We start from the raw sequence: 22,228 nt of genomic DNA, 5'->3' as shown, positions 1-22,228 counted from the left end.
ATGTCCTCCTTTTTCTTTACTTCTTACGTTCGCTATGCTGTAGTATTTCAGCTTGTATTCTCCAAAAGTTCTCAGCCAACTGCATATAATTGTTCAAATCTTCTTTATCACGGATAGGTCTTTTACCTTCATTAATCATCCGATCAACAAATGCTTTATAAATCCCATAAAACAATCCACAGTATTCGTATATATCTTTAAATCCTGCCAAGAAATAATACAAATCATTAAAGTTAAATGATAGCAACGCTTCTTTAAAAACACTGTTACTTAAGTATTCTCCTGCAGTTGATAAATCAAAAACACTTTCCTTATGCTCAAAAAAATCATTTAAGTAAATTGGCTAAAATATTCTTCTACAAATTTTTTAGAGTATTTTTTCTCGGCTTCAGTTGTCAGCAAAATCGTCAAATCTTTTCTAGACCTGGTAAGAGCCACATATAATGCAGCTTTCATTTTATTATCGTCTTTCTTATCTAAAAACAAATACGACGCTAAATCTTTTGACAATATAAACAAACAGTTGTTACCTTCTTGCCCCTTTATACTCTCTATAGAGCTAACTAGAACATTAGCCTCATTGTTTTGAACATTATTTATCAGTGAAGCTATCTGTGCATATTCTTTTGACTCAATTTTACAATCAAAAACTCTTCTTACTGTTTTAGATAATTCTTTTCCTTTAGTTGCATCATTTATAAAGCGTTGAGCAGCCCAATATGAATATCTATGAATCATTAAATCAGTATCATCAGAATATTTTGGAATAAGCTCAAGCATCAAATGATATAGTCCATCAAATAATCCGTCCTGCTTAACAGCATGTGTATCAAAACGATTATTCTTTTTGACAATATATGCCAAATCAAATCCTTCAGCCTTTATAAACTCACCTATATCAGGTATATCTGTTTCAAATCGTATCCGTACAAGTCCCCCATCTATATCTGAATTTTGAATTTCATTATCATTTACGATAGTATTGCTAATCCTTAGATGCTTCATTGGGCACCTATAACAACGGTTTATATATTCAACGTTGACATTCTTATTTTCTGATAGCATTCGCAAGTTTCCAAAGCCATGCAAGTCTTGTTTGGGATCTCCCACAGCAGTGATATCTATTCCTTTATCATCTAGCGTCTCTAAAATTTGTTTAGTAGAATCATCGATATCCTGCGCTTCATCAACAAATATATGGTCGCAATAATTTGAAAATACATCTATAATCTGTTTCCGCTTATCCTTATGTGCCTTTTTATCAGTAGATTTCCCCTTCAAAACCCACATTGCTCTTTGCGTAATTGCAGAAACATGAAGTGCACCCCTTTTCTCAAGATCAGATACTTCTTTCGCATGGTACTTTGCATTATTCCCTAAGGGTTTTAGAGATACTCTTTCGTAGCTTATTCCGTAGAGCAAATAATAATACGGCTTAATGACTTCCTGATATAAAAAGGAATGAATCGTCATGACTTTTATATACTTAGGAATCTCCCCATGATATAATTCTCTAAGTTTACTAGAAATGTGTTCTACCGCATTATTAGTAAAAGCAATACAAAAATAATACTTACCCTGCAATCTATTATTAGCTGATTCCGCTATTATACTTGCCATGCTCGTTGTCTTTCCTGAACCAGCACCCGCAATTATTATTCTCAAGACTTTCCCCCCTCAATCATAAAATCCAATACTTTTTGAATATGCGGAGGCATTACAAAGTCAGGCAAATCTCCATTTATCAAATCCTGACAAATATCAAGCATGATAAACGATTTTGAATTTCTCCAATCGTTTTGCACTTCATCAGCTGTCATATTTTCCCAACCGAATCTGGAACCATATTTTTTCTTTAATGCCTCTAAATTATTTCCAGCTTTAACTATTTCTGGTTCAAGCGTGTATTCCGTCGTCGTGGCAACAATTATATTCTTGTATTTATTATATTTTTCGTGCTCTTTTTTCGCATTATCTTGATTATCATAGTCTCTAACAACACCAAGCTTATTGGTACTGTTCTCATTTAAGTGCAACCATATATCAATAATGTCTATATAGCCCTTATGAAATGAAATAACTTCAATTTCATTCAATTCGCTCTTTGAACGTAAATAGGCCTTGATCAACAATTCTTCTGTTAATCCTTCTACTAAAATACACTTCTTTGTAAATAACAAATTATAAATATCCACATTCGGATTTTTACTGAGATATTTTATAGACTTCTCCTTAAGCTCTGCTGATAAAGAAAAAGCCTTTCCTTGATGTAATACCACTACGTTAGAAAGATCAACTTTACCAATCAATTCAGGACTATGAGTTGAGTATATTAGCTGTACAAAATCATTTTGTTCCGTAAAAGCATTTAAAAAACCTTTCATCAGTCGTATATTGCTTATACACAAATGGGCTTCCGGCTCCTCAACAGTTAATACATCTAAAGAAAGATCTTCTATTTCAGCCAATGAATTTATGAGCACCAACATTAATAAAAGATTTCTATACCCCAACCCTTGAGTTGAAAGAGATTGCCCATCATATCCAAGCTGAACACTATTCAATATAGATGTCATAGATGGCATGTTAGGCAAAACAGAAATCTTGTCGAAAAAGTCCTTTGCTCTTTTGATTTCTGAATTATCCTGCCAGTTAATAATCTCTTCCATCTTACTAACAGTTTTAATTGTTTCAAAAAAATGTCGATATTCCTGCTCAACCTTAAGTTTTGCCTCATCATCTAATTTCATCTGCAGTAAATGAATTAAAGATTTTGATCCAAGCTTATCTGTTGAAAGAGAAAAATTATCTCGTTCCGCTTCCAATGAAGTGTACTTAAATCTTCTCAAAGTATCATATGGTATTTTTTCATTTTTTTCTGGGACCGAAATAGTATATGAGTATAAATCTGTTGGCAACAAATTCATCTGGTATTGTTTTATAGATGATTCACTTATAGCATTGTGCAGCATAATAGATTGAACTCTATCCCATAATTCATCAATCTTTGGCGCAAATTCATAACGAATTTTATATTCAGTTTTATCCTTATCAACACTGCAAATAAAATCTTTTACATCGTACAATTCCGTCTTATCTGGCATCAATGTTAATTCAACTACAATTGTTGGAACCGACTCTTTAAATGTTTCTAACTCCAACTTATTATCAATGATATTTTTCTTGTTTTTTAATAAAAAATCATAATAGTTTTCTTTTGCAGTGTTATTGATATCTTGCCATGATAAGTTTTTAGATGTATAAGCAATTTCATCAGAAACAAGCGGTAATGTAATCGCTCTCAAAAAATTGCTCTTACCACCATTATTTTCTCCAACAACAACCGTCTCCCGTTGTAAATCCACATCAATACTTTGTAGATTTCTGTAATTCTCAATGGTCACATGTGATATATACAACTTATTCACCCTCCCATACTTATAATATGCGCACTATATTATGGATTAACAAACACTTTAACGGTCAAATCTTCTGTGCTCAATTTTTCCAAATCCTTTATCAATCCATATGGATTATCCAGCATTTCTTTTGGATCATATATAAAACAAACTAGTGTAGAGCATGAGTTTTTATATCGTCCAATATCAATTAATAGTTCTTCCCCTATTTTTCTATCCGTTAATCCTTCTCTTGTCATTTTAGTTTCAATGTACATGTCATATTCAGGTAAATGAAAGTCTATTCTGGAGTTCCCGCCCGCATTTGATGGTGTATTATCTTCCGGTCTAACATCATCAACAAACAAACGCAGTATCCCCTGTAATAAGTCCTGAACATCATATTCATCCTTTATAAGTAAGGTTGATCTATTGGCATGACGATTTTTAATACTTCTTGCCATTTTATGAAATCTGTTCAAAACCATAGAAAGGATACAATCAATAGATAAATCCGTCTTATTAGTCTCTATTCCTTCAAACGATTTCAGTATTCCCATTAGTTCGTCATATTCTGATGAAAAATTGCCATTAGCATTTTTGGCTCTCTCTATAAAATCATTTGTTAGTGGCTTACCCGGGAAATCACTTAACAATTTTTGACTACATTTCATTAACCATGTACTGTACTCTTCACCAGATATGGTTTCCATTCCACCCCTACTAATGCATTTTTCTTTTACTTTAGGACCCTGCTCAATCAATTCTTCTAATGTCATTCAAATTTCCTCTTTTATCTCTATTGTTTATTGATTTCTGAAACGTACTCCCCCAATCTGAAAGCATAACTTGATACTCTTTCTCCCATCATATCGTTGTTATCAGCCCAGAGTTCACACTGAAGCATGACTGTCTGAACCGCATCATCCATGCCCTCTGGTGGATATTTATGATGTTTTAAAAGTTTCTTAATCATCATACGCATTCTAGCTCTGGCTGAATCACGCTTCTGCCAATCAATAGTTTTACTCTTTCGTAATGCCTCTGCTAGTTCCTTTGTAATAGCAATTAATTCCTCGTTCTCATAAAAATCTTTTATAGCCTGAGGTTTTGTCAGAGCATCATAGAATGCCAATTCATCTGCTGTTAATCCCAGCTTTTGACCTTCTTGCTGCGCAGCTTGGATTTGCTTTGCAAGATTTAAAAGTTCTTCAATAACCTGCTCATTTGTAAGCATACCATTGAGATATCTATTCATTGCCTGCTGAATAATTTCACTGAACTTTGCAGACTTAACAACATTTGTACGTTTGTAAATAATAACCTGTTCTGAAATTAATTTTTTCAGTAACTCAACAGCTAGATTCTTCTCCTTCATCTTACCTATTTCTTCAAGGAATTTAGGATCAAATAGTGAAAATTCGCCATCAACATCTGAAAACAGATTAATAACTCCGCTACTCTTAATACTCTGTTCCAATAGAGCATTAACTCTTGCATTCATTTCTGGTAAAGAAATCTTCTTTCCTTCACCATTATTCATTAAACGCATTACAAGAACACGAACCGATTCAAAGAAAGCTGCTTCAATTCTTAGTTCTTCAGGTGCAAGTGATGAACACAGTGATAAAGCCTGACGAAGCAACAAAGCTTCCTTAAGAAAATCTTCACGTTCTCTTTCTCTGTTTACATCAACGATAAAGTTCACTGCACCGCTAATCGCTTTGGATCTTTCTAAATCTGTGCCATTAGTAAATTTTGAATAATCATATCCATGGAATAAATCACGACAAACAGATAGCTTCTCCAGGAATTTTGGATAAGCTACCGTAGCAACATCTGTATCACCATAGTTCTTTTTATCTCTTGTTGTATAGTCGTTCATTGCCTGCTTAAGAGCTGATGCAATACCAACATAGTCTACAACAAGTCCACCTTCTTTATCACCAAATACTCTGTTAACACGAGCAATAGCCTGCATCAAATTGTATCCCTGCATAGGCTTATATACATACATGGTAGCAAGAGATGGAACATCAAATCCAGTAAGCCACATATCTACAACAATTGCGATTTTCAATGGGCTCTCATTATCTTTGAACTGCTTTGCTAATTCATCTCTGTGACGCTTATTTCCAATTATTTCACGCCAATCTTCTGGATCTTTGTTGCTCTCTGTCATAACAACTGCAACTTTTTCTTCCCAGCTAGGACGAATCTCTAAAATACGTCTATAAATCTTTAAAGCAATCGCACGAGAATAAGCTACAATCATAGCTTTTCCTGTTAATAGATTTTCTCGATGATTCTCATAATGATCCAAAATATCATCAACTAACGAAGCAATGGTCTCGTCATTTCCAAGGATTGCCTCCATCTGGCCAAGTTCTTTTTTGCTCTTTTCAATGACCTCTGGATCTGCGTTATTAGCCATGATGTCATATTCTGTATCAATTAATTTCAAAGTGTCTGGATCAAGTTTAAGTTTAATTACACGGCTCTCATAATAAACAGGACGTGTTGCTCCATCCTCTACAGCCTGTGTCATATCATAAATATCAATGTAATCACCAAAAACTTCTCTAGTACTTCTATCTTTCATAGAAATAGGTGTACCTGTAAAGCCAATGTAAGTAGCATTTGGCAAACTATTCCTGATGACTCTTGCGGTACCAATCTTAATCTTACCAGTCTCAGCATCTACCTTTTCTTTCAAACCATACTGACCACGATGCGCTTCATCAGCCATAACAACTATGTTACGTCTCTCTGATAATGGCTCATCAGATTCTTCAAACTTCTGCATGGTAGTAAAGATAATACCATTGGCCTTTCTACCCTCTAACCAAGACTTAAGATGTTCTCTACTCTCAGCGTGTACCGGTTCCTGGCGTAAAAAATCCTTGCACTTTGCAAACTGTCCGAAAAGCTGATCATCCAAATCATTTCTGTCGGTAATAACAACAATTGTAGGGCTCTCTAATGCATCCTGAAGTAAATGAGCATAAAAAACCATAGATAAGGATTTACCACTACCTTGTGTATGCCAGAAAACACCACCCTTACCATCTGTCTCTGTTGCATGCTTAGTAGAAAGCACAGCTTTATTTACAGCGAAATACTGATGATAACCAGCTAAAATCTTAGCTCTCTTGATTCCATCACTCGAAAAACATATGAAATTCTTTATAATATCTAAGAATCTTTCCTTCTCAAAAATACCCTCAAAAAAAGTATCAAACTGTGCATACTGTGTGTTCTCATAATTACCATCTTTAGTCTTCCATTCCATAAATCTGTCTTCACCAGATGTTATGGTACCTGCCTTAGATGTGAGATGATCGCTCATTACACAGATACAGTTATAGATAAACATTGAAGGAATCTCATGCATGTAATTTCGTATTTGTGTATAAGCTTCTGATGCATCTGTTTCTTCTCTTGATGGAGATTTTAATTCAATCAAAACTAAAGGGAGTCCATTTATAAACAATAAAACATCAGGACGCTTGTTACTGTTTTCAACAAAAGTCCATTGATTTGCAACTACAAAAAAATTTTTTGATGGATTGTTATAATCAACAAGATATACTAATCCTGAACGTTCTTCTCCCTTTACCAAGTAGCGTACTTCGATACCATGCTGCAAATACTCCATGAATATAGCATTCTTCTGTACTAACTCTGCATTTTCAAAATTCTTTAATTTAAAAAGTGCATCAGAAATAGCATCATCTGGCATTTTAGGATTTATCCTAGAAAGTGCAGATAATAACTCTTGTTCATACAATGGGTTTGTAAAGTCTCTTTCAATATCTGGTCCATAAATATGCTGGTAACCCATGTCTCTAAAAAGCTCTATTATTGAGTTTTCATAATCAGCTTCAGTGTAAAATGCTGTCATAATAACCCCCTCAATTTTATTTATTCAAAAATTTCTTTATTGCCCAAAGCATTATTAAAATAGCAATAATTATGCCACCCTCTGCGGCACCAAACGCTATCAAAGTATGAATACTCCAAGTTTCATTTACACTTTGAAACAAAAAATTTCCTCCCGCAAAAACAATAGAGAATATAGCTACAAATACTGCCATGATAGTAATCATATTTGCATACATATTTTTTATTTCTTTTCTCAATGCATCTATTTCTTCTTTTGCATCATCACTAGCAGCCTTTGCTGGTACCAATATTTCTAATGATTTTGTTTTTAACTTGTCATAATCAGCCGCTGTAACGCCTTGGTTATTTGCAATAAAATATTTTCTTTTTGCAGCCCCAACCGCTATTATCTTGCCATTGTTGACTAAATTATTAATTTTCCTTAACGCAGAAGCCCTTGATATCTCCAGTTCCATACATATATCACTTATACTTTTAGGCTCCTCGGCGCTTATCAAGTAATCCAATATTTTTTCTTCCATGTTGTCAAAGTCTCTCCTTTCAAAAGAATACTAAACGATAATTTACGTCAGCAAATAAGTGCAATTTTTAAGCATTGGTTCACGGATAATCCAGAAGTGGATTCCATGACTCAAGTTCCTCTTGCCGATCTTTGCGCTGTTGTTACCAAAGGTACAACACCTACAACCCTTGGTAAACCATTTGTATCTAAGGGTATCAACTTTATAAAAGCTGAGTCCATACAAGATAATCATTCAATTGATAAAAACAAATTCGCCTATATCGATGATGAAACAAATAATCTTTTAAAACGGTCAATTATTTCAGCAGGGGATATTGTTTTTACCATTGCTGGGTCGCTTGGGCGTTTTGCCTTCGTTGATGACAGTGTTTTGCCTGCTAATACCAATCAGGCTGTTGCCATTATACGAGCTGACACGAGCAAAGTAACTCCTGAATACCTATATAGTTTTTTCTTAGGCAACTGGCATAATGACTACTATACAAAACGAATCCAACAAGCTGTACAGGCCAACTTAAGCCTTGGAACCATAAAATCATTACCAATACCTGTACTTAGTGATCAGGCAATGTTTGAATACCTTGGGCTTATTACCCCACTTATTGCTATGACCAAATCTAACGAACAGGAGATAGTAAGATTAGCTCAGGTTCGTGACGCTTTATTGCCACAACTGATGTCTGGCAAGCTAGATGTCTCAACCATTGACGTTTAAGCCGCTAAATTATCGTTTATTTCTATATTATTTGTTATTTTTGCATCCAAGCACCCTAGAATATCTACAATCTTTTCTTGAATTGTAATATCTGGTATTTCTAGCTCTAAATCCTCAATATCAGATGCTTTTATTGATGGATACGCAGATGTACTTTGTTCTGCAATAGCGTGAAGTGATTCCACCAAAGTAGGTTGCGATAATAAATAATAAAGATAATTTGCATTTAAAACAGCTTCATCCGTATCAATAACTGTGAATCCTGTAGACACGATGAAGTTTTCGGGATAATCTTTTATTATGCCAAAATGACGCTGATTAGGGCGTACTGTAGAATATACAATACTATTAGTTTTCACTTTTCTCCTCGCCCTACTTGGTAGTTTGTCATTCTTTATATCTATATATTGAATGGAATCAATCCTGTTATTGGTAATATTACCTGTATCTAAATAATTTACATAATCCCATTTCTCTTTTGGAGAATAAGAATCTGTATTAGTCTTACATACATCACCTAATCTAACTTTTCTCCATTCTTCCATTATGTCAATCACCTTCCTAACCTATATATTTTTTATGAGCAATTTTCACATTGCTCTGTTTGACCATTGCATACTGCAAAGTCGTATCTATCCTCTGATGCCCTAACAATCTTTGCAATTGTTCTATAGGCATTCCTTTATCTATAGCCATTGTCGCTAAAGTTCTTCTAAATTTATGTGGATGAACCCTACTTATCTTTAAACTTTTTCCAAGTTCACGTAATCTACTCTCAATTCCGCCAATTTGAATCCGTTTATATGGTGCTCTTAAAGTCACAAACAATGCGGGGTCATCATCTACTCTGTTTTTTAAATATTCTTGCAAATGCAATTTTGTCCTGGCATCAAAGTATACTATTCTCTCTTTGCTGCCTTTACCAAGGACAATGCATTCGCGCTCATTAAAATTCAAATCATCACGGTTCAATAAAACCATTTCCCCTATACGCATGCCTGTCGATACAAGCATATCTACAATTGCTAAATCTCTTAATTCTTCACAATTGTCACGCATCAATTCAAGCTCTTCATCTGTATAAGTTTCTTTTATATTACTTACAGTCTTAACTTTATGAATACGCCTAACAGGGCTTTTAATGATGTAATCTTCATCCTCCAACCATGCAAAAAAACTTGATAAAATTCTTCGTATATTATCAATAGTTACCTTACTTGAGCCATTTTGCATCTGATAGTCTGTAAGATATTTTCTCAAATCTTCGGTTTGAATAATTCGTACATCTTTTTCCAAACTGCAAGTCATAGATTCAATCGTTGCCAAATAATATTTCAACGTCTTTTCAGAGCAGCCTTCTACTCTTTTAGCTGAAATAAATTTTCCAACTAATTCTTGGTTGTCATTTTCTGAGTTTCCACCATTAATAAGTTCCACATCATATCTTTGAAGAACTTGATTTAAATTATTTTGCAAATCTACCAATTGCTTGTTATCAAGGTATGGCAACATTCTCTGAACTACTTCAGAAATTAATTCATCTCTCATATCGTTACTCCTTAATATATGTGAGAACGATATGAGCGGCAGTTCCGCCTGTGTTAATCCTGCCGCCTTTAGGATTTTATTACTACTTTTTTTCCTTCTTATCCAATTCAGGATGCTGCATGTAAAATATTTCCTTTTGTGCATCTATTTCCGCACGTAACTGTTCTTCAGTAGGCAAACAAAGTCGATATTTACTAGCAAAAAGTTGCTCATTTCCCTGTAGGACAGAATATCGTGCAATATCCTCATCTGTCTCAGAACACAGAACTATTCCCAACGTTGGATTGTCTTCCGGTTGTTTTCTTAACTCATCATACATCCGAACATACATGTCCATCTGCCCAACATCTTGATGTGTTATTTTTCCAATTTTCAAATCTATTAGCACAAAGCATTTCAAGATGAAATTATAAAAGACAAGGTCTATGTAATAGTCTTCTTTCTCTGTATGAATTCTCTGTTGCCGTTCAACAAAGGCAAATCCTTTTCCCAATTCCATCATGAACTTTTCAAGATTTGCAATAATATTCTTTTCTAGTTCAGATTCAAGATACTCTCTGTTTTCTTCCATTCCGAGAAAATCAGCAATAATAGGATTTCTTAAAAACTCATATTTGTTCTGATATGGATTTGTCTTTTCTTGCATTTCTAGTTTAACTGAGTCTTTGTCAGTTGATAAAAGCATTCGATCATAGTACTGTGTACTAATATTTCTTCGTAGAGTTTTAACAGACCAAGACTGTTCTATGGCCTCTTTTTCATACCATGCTCTTGCTGTAGTATCTGAAACTTGGAGTAGGCGTTCGTAATGAGACCATGTAAGTATTCTTCTGCCTTTCACTATCATCGCATGTTCACCAGATTGTGGGGTCGTCATCCCCACAATCCCGGTATTCTCTATATCCTGAGATTGTGGGGTCATTATCCCCACAATCTCAGGATAACTCTGATAGAACTGTACATATCTATAAAGAGAGCGTTTATCAAAACCCTTGCCATACTTTTTAGTTAACTCATCAGCCAATTCAGATATAATACCTTCTCCGTAGCGTTCAGATCTTGTTCCACTCATTTTTTCTCTTGAGATTCGCATTCCAATGAGCCAGTTACGAATCACAAGTACACTATTTACGGATACAATTGCAGTTTGCTGTGCATTTTCAATAATGCCATATAAATCCTTTTGTAAGTCATCTGACATATTGTATTCAATTAGTTCATTCATAACTTGTCTCCTTTAACTTTTATTAATGTAAACGATAATTTACGTCAGCAATCAATCGTTTTATTTAATTCATATTATTCTTCAGGTGATAGCTACCCTATGAAAGCTTTATCTGATATTGCAACTATAAAATATGGTAAGGGACTTCCAACAAAAGAGTTGTTACCAACCGGATTTCCTGTTTTTGGTGGAAACGGAATAATTGGTAGCTATAATAGCTATCTTTACGAAACCCCGCAAATACTTGTTTCTTGTCGAGGAGCTGCATCTGGTAACATATTGGTGTCTTATCCTAAAAGCTTTGTGACAAACAATTCTTTAGTGCTTGAATTAAATGATTACAGGTATTTTCACTTTATTAAACAATACTTGTTGGAAAATCCTTTATATTCATATGCAACAGGTTCGGCTCAACCACAAATAACGATTGACAATATAAAGGATGTACAAGTTCCATATCCAGAATATGATTCGATTCATAATCTGATTAAACAACTCTCTTACTATGCGGATATGCAATATCACAATATTTGTGAGAATTCATTGCTTTGTTCTACTAGAGATACACTTTTGCCGCGTTTAATGTCTGGTGAGATTGATGTATCAGGTATTGACCTTTAAGCCGCTAAATTATCGTTTATCTCTTCATTTACAAATATTTTTTTATCAATAACATCTAATACACTCGCTATCTTAACTTGTTCCTCATATGAAATATTAGGAACATCATATTTCATCAATGCCTTCTTATCGCCTCTAGGCATCTTTGTTCCTTTTGCTGTTGACATTGAATAAGAGAAAAATGTATCGTCTGCTAAAACGTAATAAAGAAAGCGTTTTGACACTCCTTCTTTTGCTCTAAATACCAACACATCATTGGAGCATCCACCATCAAAGGTTGAATACCATATTTTCTTAAAGTACGGCCTAATATTTGATACCAAAACATCACCAGATTTAAATGCCTGCGTCTTATCGGCTGAAGGTAAAGATGAAGCCTCTGTAATTCCCCCTTTATCAGGAAGCATATTCTCTGTTGAAATATATGTATTCTCATCTATCAGAGAAATATCTATTTTTTCTTTAACATAATCACATATATCTTCAAGTTTATAACTCATATCCGATAGCCCCCAACTTTCTTCTAATCTCATCTTCCAGCTCATGAGATTTTGCAAACATATCAGAAAGTTCTGATGTTAATCTACCCATTTTTTCTTCAAATGGTTCACCGTCATCTTCTTGTTCTTTAATACCTACATATCTGCCCGGAGTAAGAATATAATCCTGCTTAGCAATATCTTCCAAAGATGCTACTGCACAGAATCCTCTTTTATCTTTAAGTTCGCCATTCTGAAAAGCTTCAAATGTATCAGCAAGCTCCTGAATATCTTTATCAGCAAAATCACGATGCTTACGATCCACCATGTGGCCCATATTTCTAGCATCAATAAACAGTGTCTTTCCCTTCTGCTGTTTATTTTTAGAAATAAACCAAAGTGTTACCGGAATAGTAACGCTATAGAATAACTGAGTAGGCATTGCAATAATACCTTCAACTAAATCATCCTCTATAATATTTTTTCTAATCTCTCCTTCACCACTTGTCTGCGTAGATAAAGCTCCATTTGCAAGTACCAAACCAATCTTTCCGTTTGGTGCCAAGTGATGAATCATGTGCTGAATCCATGCATAGTTTGCATTTCCTGCAGGTGGTAATCCATACTTCCATCTAACATCATCTAACAATTTTTCCTGATTCCAAGGATGATAATTAAATGGTGGATTGGCAAGAATGAAATCCGCCTTAAGGGTAGGATGTAAATCGTTAGTAAATGTATCAGCCTGATATGGTCCAAAGTCTGCATCAATACCACGAATAGCCATATTAATTTTTGCCATCTTCCATGTATCTGCATTTGCTTCCTGACCATATACAGAGATAGATCCTCTATTGCCAGAATGAGCTTCAATAAACTTTGCACTCTGAACAAACATACCACCTGATCCACAGCAGCAATCATATACACGACAGTTTTCAAAAGGTCTGAGAATAGAAACCAATGTCTTAACTACGCTTGAAGGTGTGTAGAATTCTCCACCACCTACACCTTCTTTTTCTGCAAACTGTGCAATACAATATTCGTAAGTACGTCCAAGAAGATCTTCACTTGCCTCAGTGTCACTCATATCAATATTGTTTGTAAAGATATCTACAACCTCACCAAGAACTCTCTTATCAAGATCTGGACTCGCATAGTTCTTAGGTAATACATTTTTAAGAACTTTATTATCTTTTTCGATTGCTCGCATAGCATTATCAATCACTGTTCCAATTTCAGGTGTATGAGCTGCAGCTGCGATTGTACTCCATCTTGCTTCTTCTGGAACAAAGAAGACATTCTCCATTGTGTATGCATCAATGTCATCTTCAAATCCGTCACCTTCTTCTACAAGCTCCTGGTATCTCTTTTCAAAAGCCGCAGAAATATATCTAAGAAAAATCAATCCAATGATTACTTTTCTATACTCCGCCGCAGGAATATGTCCCCATAACACACATGCGGCATCCCACAGTTGTTTTTCAAAACCAATATTTGCATTTGTCTTATTTGCCATTATTATGTTTCCTCCAAGAATTTTTTACAAATAAAATATTACATCTCTTTCTGTCCTAAAAAACGGACATTCAACTTCATTTATCAAATTTATTGCTCTTATCAATACTTATTATGTCGCCGAAATCGCAATCCAATTCCAAACATATCTTCTCCAAGATACTCATAGACACAGTCGCACCCCTGCTCATCTTGACAAGTGTACTGCTACTGATTCCGATGTTTTCGTTCTTAACAAGATCCATCTTTTTCATGTTCTTGTCGATCAATAATTTCCATAATCCGTTATAAGATACAGCCATATAATTCCTCTCTTATGGGGATTACCCATCTTGGTAAAGGACCCGAAAGTCCTCATAAATAGTACTAATGTACATTATACGCCCACATTCGCACAATATCAAATACAATTTTCGACTTTTCGAAAGTCAATTTCGAACTAATATCTAATTAGTTTTATTTTTTAACATTATTTGTGATTATCTTATCACGGTCTTCATACCGCTTCGCGCGGCAACATCTTTGATGGTGTTAGGGTGCGGCTACGCAAAATCGTTGTCTAGAAAGAATTGTTATCTCGAACAAAGCCATAAACACTGCATTTCATACAACATCAGTTCAAAAGTTTTCGAGATAACTTTAAAGACCATAAAGATGTTTTAAGGTCTCCTCATCTTCTACGATATAAGGTTTGATTGTGCCATCTTTGTCAAATGTAGCACCCATCGTTTTCTCAATAGCGGTTCTCTTATGATTTGTGTCAGCATAAGCATAAGTAAGAGTTGTCCGAAGTTGTTCATGTCCAAGCCACTGAGATACTAGTGACAGATCCATTCCGTGCTGATAAAGATGCATTGCCCTTGAATGTCTAAAAAGATGTGGATGTATGTGTTCAGGGACTGACGAGCACTTTTCTCTGGCTATTGGTACATATACACGTAAACGTTTCCTTATCGTGTCATCGTTCATTCGGATTTTGTTTTTCTTGTAGACTGCATAAAACATTTGAAAGAGTCTGAAATGATCCAAAGTAATGCCCACGATACCCTCCATATGAATTAAGCAAAGAAATCATAATTGGGTTGCCATAATAATCCGTAAACCCACTATCAAGCCAAAGTTAAACCGTGTCACGATCCGGCTGCATCTTGCATGCGCACTTGCTATCAATATAGAATTTTGTTGCCTTTTCATTATTAATAAACTTCTTAAATGTCTCTGCACTAGAAACGTTTTTTCCGTTGAAGCCAATATATAATTCTATTCATCATCTTCATTCTCTTCGTCTGACTCATCTTCATCATCCAAACGTCCCAAAAGTTTCAAAGTAATCAGATCATCGATTAAACTTTCTTTCCCATCACCTGTCCAATCAAATCCAAACATTTCAACACCTCCTGCTTTCATTCGTTCATAACAATTCTTTTGATGTTATCACTTTACTCTCTGACCTGTACGTTAAAAATACCAGCTCAAAAAGCGCAAAAAAAAGCTGCTGTAGCAGCCCCCATGACAGGACTTCTAAGCAAAGCTTCTTCACAAGAAGAAATTGATTTACTCGCAAAAAATAATGCCGGCGCCCTTATGATGATTGATTTAGACAGTTTTAAAAATGTTGACAGGTACGCCCCCGCATTACTGCGAGGGCGCATTTATTGAAATTTAATTCATGGCTTCAAGACTATCTTTATATAATCTTGTTCTGGTAATGATTACAAAAAATACTATATCAAGTACAATTGAAACCGGATTAACCAGTGTTTTGTAAACATCACTGAATGGATAGATTATTGCTCCTGTAAGAACAATATTTTCAAACATATGTAAAAAGAATATTGGAAAGACTTTTCTGTGTGAAATAACATATATCGAACTATATACAAGGGAATTTGTTACACACATAAATACAAAGCATACCGCTAAAAGCATGTTCGAATGAGCCCATTCATACTGAATCTGAGCAGGATAAAAGAACAGTGGTAAATGCCATATTCCCCAGATTAATCCAATAATTATCGAACCTTTTACAACATTCTTTTTATTGATTACCATATCTGAGAGAAAGCCTCTCCAGCCAAACTCTTCAGAGAATGGTCCTGATATCAGCCCCCAAAACAGGAAATAGAAAAACATTAATGGATTTCCCGCAATAAGTTTTAGCCCCTCAAATCCGAGATTTTCTCCTCCATTCATCTTGGATATTGTCTGTGTTACAAAGCACTCAATAAATATGAGAAGCAAGCTGATAAATATAGCTAAAATACTTCTTTTATCCGGTACAAGACATCTTTTGAAGAAATCTTTAATATTCTCTTTTTTGTATAAAACAGCGACAAAAATGCCTCCTAAAAGTGATGGAAGCATACCCCCATCTCCGTAACAATTTTTTATAATACATCTAACCTCTTAGGTAATATTTCTAACTTTGCCATTTTTACTTTCCCTCCATGCCTTCAAAATATGCTTTTCCATATTCTTTTAATTCTTCAACCACATCATCCGGTCCAACAAGTCTAACTTTAGGTCCCATGCCAAACAGCCATCCAAAGAAATGTTGGCTTACACTGACTTCAACACTAAACTCGCTCCAATTTTCCCCGATAGGTTTAAAATTAATATCTTCTTTTCCAAAGCGGTCTAGAAAAACTCCACACATACTATTTTCAAATTGAATCTTCACTCTTTTCTTATGACCGCCATACATCCCAAAAGTTGTTTTTGAAAGCTTAGACATATCAAATGCCTTAAACTCTTTCTGTCCTTCACGCTTTTCATCTAAAATCGAGATTCTCATCATCTTGTCTACTCGATAAGTTTTAACATTACCATCCCACTCATCATAAGCAATCATATAGTAATTCTCATCTGCCCAGGTTAGTCCCCATGGACTGAGTTCAAACCAATCGCCGCCTTTACGCGCAATCAGCTTTTTATTGATATCCCACTTGTAATACTTAAATCGGATTTTCTTATTTTCATTAATTGCTGTATAGACCTCATCCACATTATAGAAAACACTTTCATTCATAGATTTTACACGATCATTAATAATGACCTGACGCTGTAATGTGCTTCCTTGATACTGGCTAACAAATGACTTCATCTTGGTGATAAGCTTTCTCGACTTAGTCTGCGTAATAAACTTTGATGATTGAATTGCATCAACTAAAAGCTTCACCTCTGCAAGTTCAAACGCTCTTGTTCCAACGTGATAATACGTTTCACGTCCAATCTGCTCCTTAATAATCTCTACACCGAACTTTTCCATATCCGCAAAGTCTGCATAGATACTTTTTCGTTCTGCAGTCACACCATATTTTTCAAGTTCTTTCCTAATCTGCGGCATTGTAAGAGCGTGATCATCATCAGTCTTTTCCTGCATCATTTTCATCAGATAAGTGAACTTAAACTTTTGATTTGTGCCTCTCGACATATTAAAGTCCCCCTTTTATATTAGTCAGACACTCTGCCTTGTCTGATATAGTCAACATCGTTATGTCAATTATATCATATGATGCACATTTTAAAGGACTTATATCCAATAAAAGTTCTTCTCAAGATTCTATCTTCCCATCCCTCACTTCAAAAATATAATCACACAATGCCAAATCATTTTGTGCATGGCTTGCGATAACAACAATTGCACCTTCTTCCTTTTTCTTTTGAAGGAGTTGACTCACCATCTTTTCACCTTCGGAATCTAGTGCATTGCATGGTTCATCTAAGAGCAAAATCTTGGGATTCTCCATTATGGCTTGAGCTATGCCTAAACGTTTTTTCATACCAAGAGAATATTTTTTTATGGTACGTGAATCATTTGGCTTTAAGCCAACATATTCTAACGTTTTTTGGATTTCAGGTATTCCTATTTGCTTTTTTATTTTTGCAATCGAATAAAGCGCTTCTTCTCCTGTATAACTTGGCCAAAAATCTGGGTTTTCTATTAAGGCACCAACATCTTCTGGAAAATCCATATCTTTGTGTAATTCCTTTTCATTTATAAAAACTGCACCTGTTGTAGGCTTAATAAGGCCCGCTATCATACGAAGAAGCATCGTTTTTCCTGATCCATTTATTCCGGAAAGTCCATAAATTGTTCCACCTTCTAATTTTATGTTAATATCAGAAAGGACTGTTCGTCCTTTAATTATCTTAGAAACATTATTTAAAATAATTTTTTGCATACTGTTCTCCTTACCTGTTGCATACTTAACTTTATCAAATTTACTCTTTTTACCTACTTAACTCTATCAAAACCACTCTTTATGATTTAATAGGCGACCGCATATTCTAATTGTTACCAAACATAATATTGCCCCTACAATAAACGGAATTAAAAAATACTGAAAAAATACTGTTTTAGTTACATTTTTTTCTAAATAATTAGTTCTGCCAGCAATAATACTTATTGGAATAACTTTTGAAATTTTATCATATATGTTATTATCAACTGCTTTTGCTAGTATCATTACTTCAACAATTTTTACGAAAAAAACTATTGCCGTTGCCTCTGCTGCTCCCACAAAAATAGCTAAAACATTAGCAACCATTATTGAAAATGCCATATAAACTGCATAGTTAACAACCCAAAACAATAATAAAACAACACAATTTAATTCTAAGTTTCTGCTTTGTAATATTCTTAGAAAAATAATAATTGCATAAACGCTCAACACTGAAACCACTACTTTAATTAACAGCATCTTAGCGTACTTATTTACTACGTAATTATTTTTTTTGTTTCTTATAAAAAGCATACATGCATTGTTAATTATATTAGTATTAAAATAATCTCCAAAACAAGCAAAAAATATTATTTGGGGTAACAAAAATCTCATCATTGATTCAAATACATATGCATCCGCAATTCCTTTCCTAATGTTAAAAATATCCAAAACTAATGCATATATATTTTTTGTGTCAGATGGAATAAATCCACCTATAACTATTAGTACTCCTAATAACACTATAATTCTTTTATTCATTGTTTACTCTCGCCTTTCCTGCCAAAAAATCTCTTTTTTGTGCGATTTTCACTGTAACTACATATATTACTACGATACACCCAAAATAAAAGAATGTTTTTGCTAAATTAATATATAATCCTTGATTCATAAACCCATACATATACTCTCTAACTTGAAAATAATCCAATTTTCCAGACTTAGATAAATCGAATCTAAAATTCAAAAGTATTGTCAATGCCTCTAATATTGCAAAAGTAATAACTGGTTTTACAAAGATAAACATGACTAGCAAGCTTAGACTTGATAGCAATAACCACCCTACAAATTGTGTAATAAACATTTTAAAAAGCAGTAAACTATCAATTTTTTCCAAACCAAATAAATTTATGGATATTTCTCCCCACAATATCGTAATTATTGCTGAATATCCTGCTGAAATCATCATTATTTTTTTCTCTAAAAACCAAATATAATCATCTATATCTGACAATTTAATAATTTTTTCTACTACTACAGCTCTTTTTAAATACATACAAATCACGAAAAGGAATATTAAACTATATACGCCTATGAATAACCTATAATTGAAAACGCATTCCATGCATTTTACAAAATTATATTGATTTACATCAACGTCACTAACAATATAATACATGATTCCATATAATAAGATGCTAATTAGCACTACTGCTTGTAATATTCTTTTTAATTCTGCTTTAATCATATTAAAGTTCCCTCTTACTTCCAATTATTGTCATTACTATACCTAAAACAATTCCTGTACATATAAAAATTAATGTACCTAAAATACTTTGATTTGTTCCATTAGTATTATATATGTTTATTCTAAAAATATCATTTGGAAAAAGTAAACCTAAAATCTGAAATGCATAATAATACAGCACTCCTGATAAGAGAATTATATATCTGTTTTCTGTATATAATGTTGAAAATCCAAAAGCAAAAACTGCATAACATACAGCAGTCATTATTCTTATTAACGAATACACCAAAAAATTAATATATGGTTCTTTAACTAATAATTCCTCAAACTGCAATTCGTTTTTTACCACAAATGACAAATAAGTCTCAGTATTAGTATATGCTCCTTGTATTGGAAATGTTATTAATGTAAGAATCATGTTAAGTGCCAATGGAATTGCGACTAATATAACAGTTGCAATAACAATTGCAGCTAGCTTACTCAAAAGATTTTTTATAGAAGATGTTCTTAAAAAAATATAATTGCTTATGCCTTTTTTATATTCTTCGAAATATATATCTGCAGTTGCAATACATACAACAATTGGCAATAACATAACAAAAAATTGCTGTGGAAATGCTAACTGTTCTGCATAAATAACATTATTAATATAAGCTGGTCTAACCATTGAAAGATCCCACCCATATACTCTTTGACAAATACATACATAATAACCAATTGCTGCAATACACATTACAAAAAAACTAATTATATATTGCTTTCTTCTAAAGATTTTTAGTAATTCTTCTTTGAACATTCCCATCTATTTTCCTCCATACCTTTTATAAACCTGATTACCTATATAAATATATTTGTTTAAGACTTTAGAACTATCTGTAAAAATTTCATAATTTTTCACTGTATTATATTTATATGGCTTACTTTCTTGGTTTAATCTCTTTTTTTCAAGTGTTTTTACTTTTTTATAGGAATTATTTGTAGGATATTTTCCTAGAATTGGTGACACAGGAGCATATATGCTATCTGTATCCATTTTTTCTCCAGAATTATGTTCAATTGAATAATTACGATTTTTAAATTTTTTCAAGAAAACTATATATTCTTTACCTTCTTTAAGTGCATTATAACCATTTACAGACATAATCTGATTTTTTGTTGGCTCAATAAATTCAAGCAACATTATATTTTGTTTTTTTAAAAGCTTACCCTTATATACTTCAAGGACTTTAACCTTAGAAAGTAATGATGTAGTACATTTTTGTCTTTTATCAGCATCTATCAATTTAATTTTTACCACGCAATCGCTTATATTTATCAAATCCTCAACGGATGAAATGTCTCCATCATACGCATACCCATCGTTGTTACAACCAAGTTCTTGACTATATGTTGATAGAATAATTTTTTTATCTTTGAAAAAATGGTTATTTTTAATATCATTTCTAAAACTTCGTTTTGTGTATTCTCCAAATATTGCAGCTACTATAAAAATTATTACAATTAATGACAAAAGAAATATTGTAATTTTTTTCCTCTGCTCATTTTTCCATGTATACTGTTTCACTTCACTTACCTCATTTTATACTCTTTATTATTAATAAACACTGAAACAACATTATCTATATCTATGTCTCGTATGACCGTTATTGCAGCTTTTTTTTGTTTTTCGCTAACAAATTCATCCGTCATATCAGCATCTTGAAATGACACTCTTGAGTTCGAAGCTATTAAATCCTTTGTGTAGTATTGTTTTGTATTGCCATCCTTATATTTTATTACTACAGAATCACATATGTCATATCCTACACTTTCTTCATTCTCATTTGGTTTTAATTTTTCTAATTTTTTCTTATACTCACTAATTTGTTTTGAAATATTTAATTCAATATTAATACCGTATGAGTTGATTTCTATTTTATTGACATATTCTTTGTTGTTTCCCTTATATTCTAATGTTTTGTCAGTAGCACACTTATCAGGACATGCAAAACGTATTTTGTTATCCTCGCTCCCCCTATTTTCATCTATATCTACTTCTTCGATAAATCTAGAGCTGCCTGTTTTATTTAATTTCAAACCCAAAGAATTATAATATATTCCGCCTTTGACTATCAATTCTTTTTTATTAGCGGAAAGAATAAATCTAGGTTCGATAACACTTCCATTTATCAAAAAATCCACTGTTATTTTCCCTTTTGAATATAATGCTTTAAATTTATTGTAATCATCGTTCGTCCATTTTGATTCATCATTCTTTTTTACACAAAAAGAACACAAAGCAACGTTAACTTTCTTTGTTTGAAACCATTGATTTAACTTATATTTATAATTGTAAACTTTACCACCTCGATATTTACCGAGTATTTTATATGTTTTTGATTCGATATTCTGTCGTAAATTAGACTTGTCGTTTTCGATTATATCTGCTAACTCCGAAAATTCAATCTTTTCATATTTACATTTTGTAAGTTTTGTCTCCTCGCCAGTCAAACGACGCTGTATAAAAAGTATTCCGCCTAGCACTACAATTGTAAATACAACAACTCCTACAATTGTTCTAAGCCCTACTTTCTCGTATTTTTTTCTCATTATCTTCTCCCAATA

At 33.4% G+C, this 22,228-nt stretch carries 23 protein-coding genes; 2 read left to right on the top strand and 21 right to left on the bottom strand.

Annotated features, from left to right (window positions below):
- Window positions 1-330: 330 nt before the first annotated feature.
- Genes BMY79_RS08535 through BMY79_RS08515 form a run of 5 tightly spaced genes read right to left on the bottom strand, consistent with a single transcriptional unit; the run spans window position 331 to window position 7,825 of the window.
- Window positions 331-1,665, bottom strand: coding sequence for a UvrD-helicase domain-containing protein (locus BMY79_RS08535; RefSeq protein WP_074730769.1), 1,335 nt, complete (start codon window positions 1,663-1,665; stop codon window positions 331-333).
- Window positions 1,662-3,419, bottom strand: coding sequence for an ATP-dependent nuclease (locus tag BMY79_RS08530; protein WP_074730768.1), 1,758 nt, complete (start codon window positions 3,417-3,419; stop codon window positions 1,662-1,664). Before BMY79_RS08530 ends, BMY79_RS08535 begins: the two co-directional genes overlap by 4 nt.
- A 38-nt stretch (window positions 3,420-3,457) precedes the next feature.
- Window positions 3,458-4,177 (bottom strand): PD-(D/E)XK nuclease domain-containing protein, encoded by a 720-nt coding sequence (locus tag BMY79_RS08525; protein WP_207645452.1) that lies wholly within the window; start codon window positions 4,175-4,177, stop codon window positions 3,458-3,460.
- Window positions 4,178-4,197: 20 nt separating this feature from the next.
- Window positions 4,198-7,302 carry a type I restriction endonuclease subunit R gene (locus tag BMY79_RS08520; RefSeq protein WP_074730767.1) on the bottom strand — a complete coding sequence of 1,035 codons (3,105 nt, stop codon included), beginning with the start codon at window positions 7,300-7,302 and terminating at the stop codon, window positions 4,198-4,200.
- A gap of 16 nt (window positions 7,303-7,318) precedes the next feature.
- The gene (locus BMY79_RS08515) at window positions 7,319-7,825 is read right to left on the bottom strand and encodes a helix-turn-helix domain-containing protein (RefSeq protein ID WP_074730766.1); all 507 of its coding nucleotides are present in this window, start codon (window positions 7,823-7,825) and stop codon (window positions 7,319-7,321) included.
- A gap of 105 nt (window positions 7,826-7,930) precedes the next feature.
- Between BMY79_RS08515 and BMY79_RS08510 the strand changes: the two genes are divergently transcribed.
- Window positions 7,931-8,542 carry a restriction endonuclease subunit S gene (locus BMY79_RS08510; RefSeq protein ID WP_177176435.1) on the top strand — a complete coding sequence of 204 codons (612 nt, stop codon included), beginning with the start codon at window positions 7,931-7,933 and terminating at the stop codon, window positions 8,540-8,542.
- Here the strand turns inward: BMY79_RS08510 and BMY79_RS08505 are convergent.
- From BMY79_RS08505 to BMY79_RS08495, 3 genes are all read right to left on the bottom strand, one after another.
- Window positions 8,539-9,087, bottom strand: coding sequence for a restriction endonuclease subunit S (locus BMY79_RS08505; RefSeq protein WP_074730764.1), 549 nt, complete (start codon window positions 9,085-9,087; stop codon window positions 8,539-8,541). The two genes, BMY79_RS08510 and BMY79_RS08505, sit on opposite strands and share 4 nt — an antisense overlap.
- A 16-nt stretch (window positions 9,088-9,103) precedes the next feature.
- Window positions 9,104-10,090 (bottom strand): site-specific tyrosine recombinase/integron integrase, encoded by a 987-nt coding sequence (xerA, locus tag BMY79_RS08500; protein ID WP_074730763.1) that lies wholly within the window; start codon window positions 10,088-10,090, stop codon window positions 9,104-9,106.
- 82 nt (window positions 10,091-10,172) lie between these two features.
- Window positions 10,173-11,315: a PDDEXK nuclease domain-containing protein gene (locus BMY79_RS08495; RefSeq protein WP_074730762.1), complete on the bottom strand. Its 1,143-nt coding sequence runs from the start codon at window positions 11,313-11,315 to the stop codon at window positions 10,173-10,175.
- Between the two features lie 3 nt (window positions 11,316-11,318).
- On the opposite strand from BMY79_RS08495, the gene BMY79_RS08490 reads away from it, so the two are divergent.
- Complete coding sequence (locus BMY79_RS08490) at window positions 11,319-11,936, top strand: restriction endonuclease subunit S (protein WP_143065833.1); 618 nt, start codon at window positions 11,319-11,321, stop codon at window positions 11,934-11,936.
- On the opposite strand, the gene BMY79_RS08485 is transcribed toward BMY79_RS08490, so the two are convergent.
- The 13 genes from BMY79_RS08485 to BMY79_RS08425 form a co-directional block, all read right to left on the bottom strand.
- Window positions 11,933-12,436 carry a restriction endonuclease subunit S gene (locus tag BMY79_RS08485; protein WP_074730760.1) on the bottom strand — a complete coding sequence of 168 codons (504 nt, stop codon included), beginning with the start codon at window positions 12,434-12,436 and terminating at the stop codon, window positions 11,933-11,935. The two genes, BMY79_RS08490 and BMY79_RS08485, sit on opposite strands and share 4 nt — an antisense overlap.
- A complete protein-coding gene (locus BMY79_RS08480; protein WP_074730759.1) occupies window positions 12,426-13,934 on the bottom strand; it encodes a type I restriction-modification system subunit M in 1,509 nt (502 codons plus the stop codon). Before BMY79_RS08480 ends, BMY79_RS08485 begins: the two co-directional genes overlap by 11 nt.
- 76 nt (window positions 13,935-14,010) lie before the next feature.
- On the bottom strand, window positions 14,011-14,235 hold the full coding sequence (locus BMY79_RS08475) for a helix-turn-helix domain-containing protein (protein WP_074730758.1): 225 nt from the start codon (window positions 14,233-14,235) through the stop codon (window positions 14,011-14,013).
- A gap of 337 nt (window positions 14,236-14,572) precedes the next feature.
- Window positions 14,573-14,938, bottom strand: coding sequence for a tyrosine-type recombinase/integrase (locus BMY79_RS08470; protein ID WP_278320625.1), 366 nt, complete (start codon window positions 14,936-14,938; stop codon window positions 14,573-14,575).
- A gap of 255 nt (window positions 14,939-15,193) precedes the next feature.
- Complete coding sequence (locus BMY79_RS12195) at window positions 15,194-15,340, bottom strand: hypothetical protein (RefSeq protein ID WP_177176434.1); 147 nt, start codon at window positions 15,338-15,340, stop codon at window positions 15,194-15,196.
- A 255-nt stretch (window positions 15,341-15,595) separates the two neighbouring features.
- Window positions 15,596-16,297 carry a CPBP family glutamic-type intramembrane protease gene (locus tag BMY79_RS08460; protein WP_074730755.1) on the bottom strand — a complete coding sequence of 234 codons (702 nt, stop codon included), beginning with the start codon at window positions 16,295-16,297 and terminating at the stop codon, window positions 15,596-15,598.
- Window positions 16,298-16,367: 70 nt separating this feature from the next.
- Entirely contained in the window at window positions 16,368-17,366 is a 999-nt protein-coding gene (locus BMY79_RS08455; RefSeq protein ID WP_074730754.1) for a helix-turn-helix transcriptional regulator, read from the bottom strand.
- Between the two features lie 121 nt (window positions 17,367-17,487).
- The gene (locus tag BMY79_RS08450) at window positions 17,488-18,117 is read right to left on the bottom strand and encodes an ATP-binding cassette domain-containing protein (RefSeq protein WP_074730753.1); all 630 of its coding nucleotides are present in this window, start codon (window positions 18,115-18,117) and stop codon (window positions 17,488-17,490) included.
- 66 nt (window positions 18,118-18,183) lie between these two features.
- The gene (locus tag BMY79_RS08445; RefSeq protein ID WP_074730752.1) at window positions 18,184-18,918 is read right to left on the bottom strand and encodes a hypothetical protein; all 735 of its coding nucleotides are present in this window, start codon (window positions 18,916-18,918) and stop codon (window positions 18,184-18,186) included.
- Window positions 18,911-19,624, bottom strand: coding sequence for a hypothetical protein (locus BMY79_RS08440; protein WP_074730751.1), 714 nt, complete (start codon window positions 19,622-19,624; stop codon window positions 18,911-18,913). The genes BMY79_RS08445 and BMY79_RS08440 overlap by 8 nt, the downstream gene beginning before the upstream one ends.
- A 1-nt stretch (window position 19,625) precedes the next feature.
- Window positions 19,626-20,426: an ABC transporter permease gene (locus BMY79_RS08435; protein WP_074730750.1), complete on the bottom strand. Its 801-nt coding sequence runs from the start codon at window positions 20,424-20,426 to the stop codon at window positions 19,626-19,628.
- Window positions 20,427-21,188: a hypothetical protein gene (locus BMY79_RS08430; protein WP_074716433.1), complete on the bottom strand. Its 762-nt coding sequence runs from the start codon at window positions 21,186-21,188 to the stop codon at window positions 20,427-20,429.
- 5 nt (window positions 21,189-21,193) lie between these two features.
- A complete protein-coding gene (locus tag BMY79_RS08425; RefSeq protein ID WP_074730749.1) occupies window positions 21,194-22,213 on the bottom strand; it encodes a hypothetical protein in 1,020 nt (339 codons plus the stop codon).
- Window positions 22,214-22,228: the final 15 nt, after the last annotated feature.

Origin of the sequence: Lachnobacterium bovis (assembly GCF_900111325.1) — a bacterium.
Lineage (GTDB): Bacteria > Bacillota > Clostridia > Lachnospirales > Lachnospiraceae > Roseburia > Roseburia bovis_A.
This window is presented reverse-complemented; position numbering and strand designations above follow the sequence as displayed.